Annotated in this window: 10 protein-coding genes, 1 tRNA gene and 1 rRNA gene; 3 read left to right on the top strand and 9 right to left on the bottom strand. The window is 72.7% G+C overall.

All coding sequences use genetic code 11. From position 1 onward, the window contains the following. Window positions 1-195: 195 nt before the first annotated feature. The gene (gene purU / locus DEF28_RS22575) at window positions 196-1,053 is read right to left on the bottom strand and encodes a formyltetrahydrofolate deformylase (RefSeq protein ID WP_114399904.1); all 858 of its coding nucleotides are present in this window, start codon (window positions 1,051-1,053) and stop codon (window positions 196-198) included. 146 nt (window positions 1,054-1,199) lie between these two features. On the opposite strand from purU, the gene DEF28_RS22570 reads away from it, so the two are divergent. After that, a complete protein-coding gene (locus DEF28_RS22570; protein WP_114399905.1) occupies window positions 1,200-2,420 on the top strand; it encodes an alanine racemase in 1,221 nt (406 codons plus the stop codon). Between the two features lie 135 nt (window positions 2,421-2,555). Here DEF28_RS22570 and DEF28_RS22565 read toward each other — a convergent pair whose 3' ends face one another. The 3 genes from DEF28_RS22565 to DEF28_RS28575 form a co-directional block, all read right to left on the bottom strand. Beyond that, on the bottom strand, window positions 2,556-2,954 hold the full coding sequence (locus DEF28_RS22565; RefSeq protein WP_114399906.1) for a DUF3618 domain-containing protein: 399 nt from the start codon (window positions 2,952-2,954) through the stop codon (window positions 2,556-2,558). Between the two features lie 17 nt (window positions 2,955-2,971). Beyond that, complete coding sequence (locus DEF28_RS22560; RefSeq protein WP_114399907.1) at window positions 2,972-4,042, bottom strand: CDP-alcohol phosphatidyltransferase family protein; 1,071 nt, start codon at window positions 4,040-4,042, stop codon at window positions 2,972-2,974. A 235-nt stretch (window positions 4,043-4,277) separates the two neighbouring features. Next, window positions 4,278-5,654 (bottom strand): CDP-alcohol phosphatidyltransferase family protein, encoded by a 1,377-nt coding sequence (locus DEF28_RS28575; protein WP_233515488.1) that lies wholly within the window; start codon window positions 5,652-5,654, stop codon window positions 4,278-4,280. Between the two features lie 286 nt (window positions 5,655-5,940). On the opposite strand from DEF28_RS28575, the gene bcp reads away from it, so the two are divergent. Both bcp and DEF28_RS22540 read left to right on the top strand, forming a co-directional pair. Continuing rightward, window positions 5,941-6,426 (top strand): thioredoxin-dependent thiol peroxidase, encoded by a 486-nt coding sequence (gene bcp / locus DEF28_RS22545; RefSeq protein WP_114399908.1) that lies wholly within the window; start codon window positions 5,941-5,943, stop codon window positions 6,424-6,426. Window positions 6,427-6,624: 198 nt separating this feature from the next. Next, window positions 6,625-6,698, top strand: a tRNA-Leu gene (locus DEF28_RS22540). 81 nt (window positions 6,699-6,779) lie between these two features. Here the strand turns inward: DEF28_RS22540 and DEF28_RS22535 are convergent. The 5 genes from DEF28_RS22535 to rrf form a co-directional block, all read right to left on the bottom strand. Continuing rightward, the gene (locus DEF28_RS22535; protein WP_233515487.1) at window positions 6,780-7,886 is read right to left on the bottom strand and encodes a serine/threonine-protein kinase; all 1,107 of its coding nucleotides are present in this window, start codon (window positions 7,884-7,886) and stop codon (window positions 6,780-6,782) included. Window positions 7,887-8,323: 437 nt separating this feature from the next. Then, on the bottom strand, window positions 8,324-9,676 hold the full coding sequence (locus DEF28_RS22530) for a M16 family metallopeptidase (protein ID WP_114399909.1): 1,353 nt from the start codon (window positions 9,674-9,676) through the stop codon (window positions 8,324-8,326). A 132-nt stretch (window positions 9,677-9,808) separates the two neighbouring features. Continuing rightward, window positions 9,809-11,212: a M16 family metallopeptidase gene (locus tag DEF28_RS22525; protein ID WP_114399910.1), complete on the bottom strand. Its 1,404-nt coding sequence runs from the start codon at window positions 11,210-11,212 to the stop codon at window positions 9,809-9,811. Window positions 11,213-11,452: 240 nt separating this feature from the next. Further along, the gene (locus DEF28_RS22520; protein WP_199493460.1) at window positions 11,453-11,617 is read right to left on the bottom strand and encodes a hypothetical protein; all 165 of its coding nucleotides are present in this window, start codon (window positions 11,615-11,617) and stop codon (window positions 11,453-11,455) included. A 142-nt stretch (window positions 11,618-11,759) separates the two neighbouring features. After that, a 5S ribosomal RNA gene (rrf, locus tag DEF28_RS22510) occupies window positions 11,760-11,858 on the bottom strand; the annotation flags it as partial.

Here is an 11,858-nt window from a genome sequence, read left to right as displayed (position 1 = left end):
GGGGGACGGAGCCGAACACGGGGAAGCCGCGCACGGGGGGGGAGAGCGGGAGAGGCACTCAGGCGCCGCCGAAGGACGCGGTGCGGCTGCGGCGCCGCAGCCGCACACCCCCGGACCCCGGTCCCGGCCGCGCACGGCCCGACCGCACCTCGGCGGCGGCCTGTGCGGCACGGGGTGCCCGCGCGCACCGGCCGGCTAGCGGAACACCACCGTCTTGGCGCCGTTTAGCAGCACCCGGCGCTGCGCGTGCCAGTTGACCGCGCGCGAGAGGGCCTGCGACTCCAGGTCGCGGCCGACCGCGGTGAGCTGCTCGGGGCTCTCCGTGTGGTCGACCCGCGCCACCTCCTGCTCGATGATCGGGCCCTCGTCGAGGTCGGCGGTGACGTAGTGCGCGGTCGCCCCGATGAGCTTCACGCCGCGCGCGTGCGCCTGGTGGTAGGGGCGGGCGCCCTTGAAGCTCGGCAGGAACGAGTGGTGGATGTTGATGATGCGGCCGGACATCTTCGCGCACAGGTCCTCGGAGAGCACCTGCATGTAGCGGGCGAGCACCACGAGTTCGACGTCGTAGGACTCGACCAGCTCCAGCAGCCGCGCCTCCTGGCGCGGCTTGGTCTCCGGGGTGACCGGCAGGTGGTGGAAGTCGAGCTCGTAGGAACGGGCGAGGAACTCCAGGTCGGGGTGGTTGGAGACGACCGCGACGATCTCGGCGTCGAGCAGCCCGCTGCGCCGCCGGTACAGCAGGTCGTTGAGGCAGTGCCCGAACCGGGAGACCATCACGAGCGTGCGCGGCCGGACGTCGCGCCGCCACAGGCCCCAGTCCATACCGAAGTCCGCCGCGAGCGCCGCGAGTGCGGCGCGCAGCGCGTCCTCGGCCGCCGAGGGCTCCTCGGCCGCGAACTGCACCCGCATGAAGAAGCGCCCGGTGTAGGCGTCGCCGTACTGCTGGCTCTCGGTGATGTTGCATCCGTGCCCGGCGAGCAGGTTCGCCACCGCGGCGACGATCCCACGGCCGTCGGGGCAGGACAGCGTCAGCACGTACTCGCGATCACTCATGACTCAGGGCACTCCAGCGGAAATCGACCGAGCGGGACACCTCCCCAGGTTAGCCCGGTCGGCGGGGCGGAAGCGGTAACCGCGGAACGCGGCGCCCACCCAAGGAAACATGAATAATATTCGCGAAATCGTGGGATGGTGCTCCCATGACGACCGTTCGCGACCGCTACGACGCGGCGACCGCCGGGCTGCAACCCCCCTTCGCGATCGTCGACCTCCCCGCCTTCCACGCCAACGCCGCCGACCTGGTCCGCCGTGCCGCCGGCACCCCGATCCGGGTCGCCAGCAAGTCCGTGCGCTGCCGGCACCTGCTCCGCGACGTCCTCGCCCGCCCGGGATTCGCCGGCATCCTCGCCCTCACCCTCCCCGAAGCCCTCTGGCTGGCCACCGGCGACCCCGCGGACGGCGCCGCCCCGGACCCCGTCAGCGACGACGTCCTCGTCGGCTACCCGACGACCGACACCCGCGCCATCGCCGCACTCGCCGCCGACGCGCGCGCCCTGGACTCCGTCACCCTCATGGTCGACGACGTCGCCCACCTCGACATCATCACCGCCGCCGCCCCTGATCCGGTCCGCCCCGTCCGGGTCTGCCTCGACGTCGACACCAGCTGGCAGCCCCTCGGGCCGCGGCTGCGGATCGGCGCCCTGCGCTCCCCCGTGCGGACCCCGGCCCAGGCCGCCGCTCTCGCCCGAGAGATCACCCGCCGCCCCCAGCTGCGGCTGGACGGCGTCATGGCCTACGAAGCTCAGATCGCCGGAGTCGGTGACGCTCCCGCCGGCCGCCCCCTCTACGGCCGCGTCGTGCGCTGGGCGCAGCGGCGCTCCGCGACCGAGCTCGCCCGCCGCCGCGCCGCCATCGTGGCCGCGGTCCGCGACGTCGCCGACCTCCGGTTCGTCAACGGCGGCGGCACCGGGAGCGTGCACCTGACCGCGCGGGAACGCGCCGTCACCGAGGTCGCGGCCGGGTCCGGCCTCTACCACCCGCGGCTCTTCGATGACTACCGCGCCTTCTCCGGCCGCCCCGCCGCCCTCTACGCGCTGCCCGTCGTGCGCCGTCCCGCCCCGGCGGTGGCCACCGCACTGGGCGGCGGCTACCCGGCCTCCGGCGCCGCCGGAGCCGACCGGCTACCGCAGCCGTACCTGCCCGCCGGGCTGCGCTACAGCGCCTCCGAGGGCGCCGGCGAGACCCAGACACCGCTGCTCGGCCCCGCCGCCGCCGCCCTCGCCGTCGGCGACCGCGTGTGGATGCGGCACGCCAAGGCCGGCGAGCTGTGCGAGCGCTTCCCGGTGCTGCACCTCGTCGAGGGGACCCGGGTGGCCGCGACCGTCCCCACCTACCGCGGCGAGGGGCGCACCTTCCTCTGAGCCCGGCCTGCCCGGAGACGTGCCAGCCGGCGTGCCCCGGAGACCTAACAACCGGCCTGCCCCGGAAACGGACAAGAAGGCGCCGGCGCTGGCGCGCCGACGCCTTCCACCACCGCCCGCGGCGGCACGGCCGACTCAGCGCCGGCGCCGCCGCCAGAGCACCGCGAGCCCGACGACCACCACCACACCGACGCCGACACCGATCAGCACCGCCTCCGGTGGCAGCTGCCCCCGCGTGCTGTAGGTCGACACCACCTCGTCGTCGTGCTTCAGCCGGACACTTCCCTCCGGCGCCTCGACGACCTCGGTGTCGATACGCACCGCACCGCCGCCCCCGACCAGCGTGCGGGCCTCCTCGACGAGGTGGCCGCCAGCGTCGCGCAGCTGCCGCAGACCGCGGCGGGCCGCGTTCCTCGGGTTCGTGCGGTCGGCGATCGCGTCGACGTTCGACACCAGCCGGGCCTGCGTCCGTTCGATCTCGGCCTGCACACTGGCCGGGTCACGGCGCGCCCTCGCGGGGTCGCGTCCCTCCATAAAGCCGCTTCCTTCCGCTACTGCCGCAGAGTCGCCTGCGTGGAGTCCCCGGCCGGCCGCGCGCCGGCCTCGTCGTCAGGCGAGCGCGTGAGCCTCAACGCGCCATCGATACCGTCCACAACCCGGAAGAAATCCCGCGTGGACAACCACAGTTTATAGACGATCGCAATCTCGAACGCGAGGAGCAGCGCCCCCACGATCACGGTGATCCAGACGATCGCGGCACTCGCCACCGCCCCCGCCAGCGGGGCCAGGATGAACACCGCCATCTGGAACTCGATGCCGCTCACGAGGTGGGTACGGATCCGGCGCGCGAGCAGGAAGTCCCAGATGCGCTGATACCACGGGAACCGGGTGCGGAACTCCTGGTGCAGGTCGATCCGCGGCAGCCGGACGTCCGGCTGCTTGCCGGCGTCGCGGTCGTACTTCGTCTCCCGCTCAGTCTGGGTCCGCAGGATCTGCTCCAGCACCGAGATCCCGTGCCGCAGCACGGCCTGCTCACCCGTGTCGCTCATCGGCTGCCCGGCGCCGCCCGGCTCGGTCGGCTCCAGCATCGACAGCGTCGCCCGAGCGCGCTCCAGCGCCCCGGCGATGTGCGACCGCATCTCCCGGCGGGTCTTGTACACCTGCAGCGCGTTGAGGTAGCGCAGCATGTCGCAGAAGACGACCGCCAGTGCCAGCCAGACGAACACCACCTCGCCGGTGAGCACGTACTGACCGCCCATCAGCGCGATGGCGCACACCAGGACCCGGAACCGGTCGAAGACGTAGTCCATCCACGAGCCGAACAGCGTCTCGCGGTCGGTGAGCCGCGCCAGCTTGCCGTCCATGCAGTCCAGCAGGAAGCACAGGTAGTACAGCACCGCGCCGCACAGCAGGAACGGCCACGACCCCATCGCGAAGCACGCCGCCGCGCCCAGGCCGAACAGCAGCGCGGCCACCGTCAGGTGGTCGGGGGTGAGCGACGTGCGCCCGGCCGCGATCCGGACCAGCCGCAGCGCCAGCGGATCGACCGCCCACACCGTCCACCAGGAGTCGCGCGCCTTGCAGGTGCGCTCTCTGACCTCTTCCAGTGTGAAACTGGCCATCGCTGCTGAACTCCCAAAGACCAAGCGAGGGTCTGCTCCGGCCCGGCGGCACGGGCGCCCGGGAGGCGGGACACCGCCGGGCCGTGGCCCGGCGCCGCTCCTGGTCCGCCCGCATGAACTTGGTCAACAATAGGTGATGAACGGCGGGGACGCGCGCGTGCCCGGTCGGCCGCGGGGCCGGGCCTCCGCCCGATCCCGCACACCACGGCGCCCCCACCGGGCGGATCCGCCGCCGTCAGCCCGCCGAAGCGACGCCGTTCCGTTCCGGAACCGTGACCGCCCCCGCGCCGTTCCCCGCGTCCGCCAGGTCCGGGGTCATCGCACCGCGGCTCTCCCCCGGAGCGTGCCCCGCGCCCGCCGGCGCACCGGCCGACCGCTCCGCCGCGGTCCCGCCCGCCTCCCAGCCGGCCGGAGCGGCCTGGCGCACCGCCGCCTGGATCCCGGCCACGACCCGCGTGTACTCCCGGGTCGACAGCCACAGCTTGTAGATGAGCAGCAGCTCGAAGGCGAGCATCAGCACGCCCGACACCGTGATCGTGCCGAGCAGCCCCCACGGAGACGCCGCCAGCGTCACCGCGCCCACCAGCGGCGCGACGATGAACGTCCCCATCTGGAACTCGATGCCGCTGACCAGGTGCGGCCGGATCCGGCGCGCCCGCAGCGCGTCCCGGAACCGGATGTACCACGGGAAGTAGGTGTGGAAACGGCGCTGCAGCTCGGTCGCCTGCACCTCGCGTGCGCGGCGCCCGGCCGTCGGCGCGCCGACCGCGTCCTCGCCCTCCGCCGCGTCCTCGCCCTCCGCCTCGTCGTCGGCCGCCGCCGCCTCGACGGCCGCGGCGTCGACGACCGGAGCCGAGGACGGCCGCAGCACACCGGACACCGCGGAGCGGGCCGACCGCCCGCCGTCGCCCGGCACCGCAGCGGCCGCCCCCGCCGCCGGCACGGCGATCTCCTCGATCTCCTCCCCCTGCGGCTCGACGACCTCGTCCAGCTGCTGGTCCGCGGACAGGCTCCGGCTCAACCGGTCGCCGGCCGCCATCGCCGACACCGCGTGCTCGCTGCGGTGGTCGCCGGCGGCGGCCCCCGCCTCGTCCGCCTCCCGGATCGCCCGGGTCAGGTTGCGCCGCATGCTCCTGCGCACCTTGGCCATCTGCGGCGAGTTGAGGTAGCGGAACATGTCGGTGAACACGATGCCCATGGCGAACCAGATGAAGACCTGGTCGCCGGTCTTCGCGAACTGGCCGCCCATGAGCGCGACCGCGCAGACGAGCACGCGCAGCCGGTCGAAGACGTAGTCCAGCCAGCTACCGAAGACCGAGCCGTTGCCCTTCAACCGGGCGATCTTGCCGTCCATGCAGTCCAGCACGAAGCTGAGGTGGAACAGCAGCGCACCGGCCACCAGCCAGCCGGGCTCCGCCATCGCGAAGCAGCCGGCGGCGAACATTCCCAGCACCAGCGCCGCTACGGTCAGCTGGTTCGGCGTGATGGACGTGCGGTTGGCGGTGAACTTCACCAGGCGTGCCGCCAGTGGGTCCACCAGCAGTACCGTCCACCAGGAGTCGCGTGGCTTGTACGTGAGTTCTCTGATATCGCGCAGGGTGAAACTGGACATGCCGGAGCCTCCAGGGATGAGAGCCATCACTGGCCTCGGAGACGAGAATGCGGGTCGCCTCGCACGCGCTCTCGGGGAGCGACAGGCCGCTGTGCGTCGAGCCGGCGAACACGGGATGAACCGCAGGCGAACCAACGGCCACATGCTCGTCGTGGCAGTTTGACGCCGCAGCCGCGGTCGCGGTTGTCCGGTCGCTCAGAATCCGGTCAGACACGACAATAAGCTGGGACTTCGTGCGCAGGCGGGACGCCTCGCCGATCCCCGTCGTTTCCGGAAAGGTAAAAACGTGAGCGAGTCCACCGTCCGGCTGCAGCCCGGCGACACCGCCCCCGACTTCACGCTCGACGACGCCGACGGCAAGCCCGTCGCCCTCCGGGAGGTGCTCGCCGCCGCCGGCGACAGCGTCGTGCTGTACTTCTACCCGGCGGCCATGACTCCCGGATGCACGACGCAGGCCTGCGACTTCCGCGACAACCTGCGGGCGTTCGAGTCCGCCGGCATCACGGTGCTGGGCGTCTCCCCCGACCCCACCGACAAGCTCGCGGCCTTCCGCGCCAAGGAGGGGCTGACTTTCCCGCTGCTCAGCGACCCCGAGAAGAAGGTCCTGACCGCCTACGGCGCCTACGGGGAGAAGAAGAACTACGGCCGGATCGTGCAGGGCGTCATCCGCTCGACGATCGTCATCGGCTCCGACGGCGCCGTGCGCCGGGCCTTCTACAACGTGAAGGCCACCGGGCACGTCGACCGGATCAGGCGCGAACTCGGGCTGTGACCGCCCCGCCGGGCCGGCTCCGCGGCCGGCCCGGTCACCGCGGCACCGCCCCCGGCCTGCCCCGAACCGCTAGGATGGGGCGCTGGTCACCCGAGGCGCCCGGCGACTTGCGTTCCCCTGCCGGGGCTGCCACTCTCGGGGAGGCGTCCGGCCGGGAGCTCGGCGGGCCGCGCCGCCGACGACCGCTCCCACCGGCGAGGGGCCGTAGCCCAACGGCAGGAGGCACACGATTTAGGTTCGTGACAGTGCGAGTTCGAATCTCGCCGGCCCCACCCGCGAGAAGGCGCGGGACGATCCCGCGCCTTCTCGCCGTTCGGCACCCCGGACCGCGGCCGCACCGCGCACCTCCCGGATCAGCGGAACAGCAGCGCCCACAGCACCACGGCCAGCAGCACCAGCACCCCCGCCGCCGCGGTGATGACCATCGCCGTCGGCCGCCGGGTGCGGTGCTTCCCCGAACTCGTCAGGCCGAGCGTGTCGGTCGACTCGCGGATCGACGTGAGCAGCGAGCTCACCGACTCGGGACGATGCCGCTGGATCGCGTCGTGCAGCGAGGACATCGACTCCGACACCGACTCCTGCAGCGAGCTGCGCAGGACGTGCGCCCCCGCCCGGAAGTGGTCCCGCGCCAGTTCGCGGGCGGATCCGTCGGCGGCCGGCTCCCGGGTCTCGGCCGCGCTGCGCGCGGCGGTCTCCGGGCTGGTCTCCGGAGCGTAGGGCGCCAGCGCCGCGATCCGCAGCATCTTGGTGGCGTTCTCGGCGGTCAGCCGGTCCTCCGGCCTGACGTGCAGCAGGCCGGCCAGCACCGGGGCCAGCGGCCCGGCGCTCTCGGCCGGCGGCGGCTCCTCCAGGTCGTCGCCGCGCAGGATCGCGATGTAGCCCTTGCGGTTGTACGGAGGGTGGCCCTCGACCGCCGAGTACAGCGTGGCCCCCAGCGACCAGAGATCCGACGCCGGCCCCACCGGCCCGGCCTTCGCCCGCTCCGGCGGGATGTAGGACGGCGAGCCGATGATCCGGCCGGACGTGGTCAGGGCCGACTCCCCCGTCCACGCGGCCAGGCCGAAGTCGGTCAGCACCACCCGGCCGTCCTCGCTGATCATCACGTTCTCGGGCTTGACGTCCCGGTGGATGATGCCCTCGTCATGGGCGGCCTTGAGCGCGCTGATGAGCTGGAGGCCGATCTCCGCCACCCGCTGGTAGGGCAGCGGCCCAGCCAGCTGGATGATCTCGGCGAGCGTCCGCGCGACCACGAGCTCCATGACGATCCACGGACGGCCGTCCTCGTTCGCGACGTCGAGGACGGTCACGACGTTGGGGTGCGTGAGCCGGGCCGCGACGCGCGCCTCACGAGTGGTGCGGCGCAGCAGCGAGTTGCGCTCGGCGTCGCTCAGGTCGGCGGGCAGCCGAAGCTCCTTGACCGCCACCTCGCGGTCCAGGACGAGGTCCCGGGCCCGCCACACGGTCCCGACACCGCCGCGCGCGATCGGGTCCTGCAGGTGGTACCGGCCGGCGAGAACACGCTCGTCCGGACCGGCCTCGAGGGTCGAGGGGTTCGCGGCGACGAGGGGTCCCGCTCTGCATGGGGCTTTTCGATGGAGGACACGGCTTCTAAAGCGTCAGATCACGGGGCACGGTGGCCTCCTGCGGACTCTTACGGTGGCGGTCTCGTCGGGGATGGGACGGATCCCTCGTTATATCAGGTGCACAGGACATTAGAGCAGGTGGTTACGCGCACGCCGTCATCCGGGTTGGGATTCGGCCGTCTCCCGACGCCGGTACGGCGACACGCCTGCCCGCTCTCTCCCTTCCCGATCCTGCCACGCCGAACCGGGGGCCGGCCACGGACCGCGCGCCGCGCGCGGGGTCCGCTGCCGGCCTTCCGGTCCGGAAAGGGCGGTCAGGTCCAGAGCGACTCCGGATCGCGGACCTCCACGGGGCCGAATCCGGTCTCCTCCAGCGACCCGCGCAGCTCCTTGGCGTCGCCCGCCACGATGACGACCGACTCGCGCGGCCGCAGGTACTCCCGGGCGGCCTGGTGCAGGTCCTCGGCGGTCACCCGCTCGAACCCGGCGCGCAGGCGGTCGACGTGGTCCTCCGGAAGATCGTGCACCACCATCTCCACCAGCGCCCCGGCCAGGCTGCGGGCCGTGGAGTAGCTGACCGGAAGGCCGACCGTGTTGGACTCCCGCACCGCGGCGAGTTCGCCCTCGGTGACGCCGTCGGCCTGCAGCCGCTCGATCTCGGCGAGCGTGGCGGTGATCGAGTGCGCTGTGGTGGGCGCCTCGACCTGGGTGCTGATCAGGAACACCCCGCTGTCCCGGCGGAGGTCGAACCGGCAGCCCACCCCGTAGGTGTAGCCGAGCCGCTCCCGCAGCTCCATGTTCAGGCGCGACGTGAACATGCCGCCCAGCACGTCGCTCATGCCCTCGGCCCGCGGCAGGTCGATCTCCGCGCGCGCCGGCGCCCGGTGCGCGAACACCAGCGCCGACTGCACCGATCCGGGACGGTCCAGCACCAGGATCCGCGGCAGCTCACCGGACGCCGACCCGGGCGTGGTGACCGGCCGGGCCGGCGCCGCCTCGGCGTCGCCGAACACGGTCTTACCCAGCTCCGCCACGTCGATGTTGGTGAGGTCGCCGACCACGACCAGCGTGCCGGCGACGGAGGCGACAGCCTCGCTGTGGAACTCCGCGACGAGCTCCGGGGTGATCTCCTGCAGCCGGGCCGGCCCGCCGCTGAGCGGGGTGGCGTAGCGGCCGGCGAACAGCTGGCCGCCGATGCTGCGGGCGGCCAGCGTCGAGGCGACCGACGCCTCCAGCCAGAAGCGCTCGACAAGCTGGTCCCGGCGGCGCAGTACGTCCTGCGGACGCAGCGCCGGCGTCCGGACGGCTTCGGCGAGCAGTGCCGTGGCGTCGACCACGCGGTTGGCCGGTGCGTCCACGCCGGTCACGAAGCTGTCCCAGGTGACCCGGGACACCCACTCCGCGCCGTGCCGCTCCAGCGCCGGCGCGAGTGAGCTGTTCCCCTGGACGCCGTCCTCCAGCGACTCGTTGGTCAGCCCGGCCACGCCCATGCGGTCGAGCGGCTCGGCGGCGCCGCCGGCCGGCTGGACCAGGCGGACCGCCACATAGGACTGACCGGGGACGTCGATGGCGACGACCGTGCCGTTGCCGACACGCACGCGGCTGGGCTTGGGGAACGTGTAGGGCTTGGGGGCGCCGAGCGTGGGTCGGAGCTGAAGCTTACTCAAAACGACTCTTCCTCTGCGTCAGGGTGCGCGGGCCGGCTGCGGCGAGGGCGCCGGTCCCCGCGGAACGACGGTGGTGGGCGGAGGGCCGCCGCTCCGCGCGCGGCGCGCGGCGGCCGTCGGGCGATCGCCGGCTCAGGACGCGCCCGCCGGGTCGCCGGCGGCGCCGTCCGCGGCACCGTGCTCGACGCCGGTCTCGTCCCCGAGCCCGGTGCCGCTCTCCGCGACCTCCGCGGCTGCCTCGGCCGACGGCTGCGCCCCGGGCTCGAAGCGCAGGACCAACCGGTTCTCGGCGGTGAGCAGCCGCTTGGCGTGGGTGACGATGTCGTCCGTGGTGATGTCGGCCCACCGCTGCGGCCAGGTGTAGGCGAGTTCGGGGTCGCCGAACAGCTGGGCGCAGCTGCTGAGTGTGTCGGCCAGCCCGGACGGGGTGGAGATGGACTGCAGGTGGTCGCGCTCCAGGACGGCGCGGGCCCGCTCCAGCTCCTCCTCGCCGACCCCCTCGGCCAGGCCGGCGATCTCCTCCAGGATGGCGGCCTCCAGCTCGTCGCCGCTGACGTTCTCGCGGGCGATCATGCTGACGAGCACCAGGCTCGGCGTGTAGCGGAACGCGAGGAGGTCGGCGGCGCCACCGCCGTCGTCGGCGGCCAGGCCGCGCTCCACCACGAGCCGCTGGTAGAGGCGGCTGCCCTGCCCCTGGCCGAGGACGGCCGCGGCCAGGTGCATGATGTCGAACTCGCGGCTGCCGTACGGGCCCACCCGGAAGCCGAGGAACACCGCGGGCGCCGGCACGGTCTCGACGACGGTCTCGCCGACCGGCCCGCCGATGGGGCCGTCCAGCGCCGCCTCGGGCGCCTCGGCGACCGTGCCGCGCGGGGCGATGCCGCCGAAGTAGCGCCGGACACGCTCGTGCACGTCCTCGGGGTCGAGGTCGCTGACGACGGTCAGCACGAGGTTGTCCGGTCCGTAGTGGCGCCGGTGGAAGGAGAGCACGTAGTCGAGATCGGCGGCGTCGAGGTCGGCCATGGAGCCGATGGTCGGGTGGTGGTAGGGGTGGCCCTCGGGATAGGCCAGCCGCAGGATGCGCTCCAGGGCTGTGCCGTAGGGGACGTTGTCGTAGCGCTGGCGGCGCTCGTTCTTGACGACGTCGCGCTGGTTGTCCAGCACCTCCTGGCTCATGCCGTCGCGCAGGGTGGCCAGCCGGTCGGCCTCCAGCCACAGCGCGAGGTCCAGGGCGTGCTCCGGGACGGTCTCGAAGTAGTTGGTGCGGTCGGTGGACGTGGAGGCGTTGATGTCGCCGCCGAGGCGCTCGACCGCCTCGAAGTGCTCGCCCTTGGCGACGTTGCCGCTCCCCTGGAACATCAGGTGCTCGAACAGGTGGGCGAACCCGGTCCGGCCGGGGACCTCGTGCCGGGAACCGACCCCGTACCACAGGTTGACCGCGGCCACCTGCCCGGTGGCGGCCGGGGCGGTCACCAACCGGAGCCCGTTCTCCAACGTGAATTGCCCGATCCGCCCTGCCACGCCGATGCTCGTCACCAGTCCATACACCCCTTGCTGCCGGAACTCATTCCTCGTCCTGCACCGAGCCTATGGCCTCAGCCGAGCGCCGCGTACAGCACGAACTCAGGAACTACGACGGTATGCGAGGATGCCGCCGCGTGCCCAAACAACGTGGATATCGGAGCGGCGCGGGACCCCGTCCCCCGCCCCCGCCACCCGCGCCTCCGAGGGTGCGGCACTGGGAATGCAGAGCCGCTGGAGGCGGGATGCGAGTCGTCAGGAGGTACGCGCGTCGTCGTCGTCGCGGTTCGCGCGGACCTCGACCATGTGCGTCTGCGCCCGGTCTCTGAGCCCGCGCGCCATGTGCTGGAGCGAGAGACCGAGGTCGGTCAGCTCAAGGAGACGGTGACAGGGACGGTTGGCGTCACGGTGGCACGTCATCGACGGCACACCTGCGCGAGAACATCGCCGGCGCGGGGCTCTGCCTCTCACATGAGGACGTGAGCGAGCTGGACCGCGTCAGCCGCTGAACGCCACACAACAAAAAAGAGGGGCCGCCCCAAAGGGCGACCCCCAAAAAAACGTCCGGCGGCGACCTACTCTCCCACCCAACAGGGCAGTACCATCGGCGCTGAGAAGCTTAACGACCGGGTTCGAAATGGGACCGGGTATTTCCCTCTCG

This window comes from Marinitenerispora sediminis (assembly GCF_003336425.1).
In the GTDB taxonomy this organism is placed as follows: Bacteria; Actinomycetota; Actinomycetes; order Streptosporangiales; family Streptosporangiaceae; genus Marinitenerispora; species Marinitenerispora sediminis.
The sequence above is the reverse complement of the archived record's forward strand: the minus strand, read 5'-3'. Positions and strand labels throughout refer to the sequence as shown.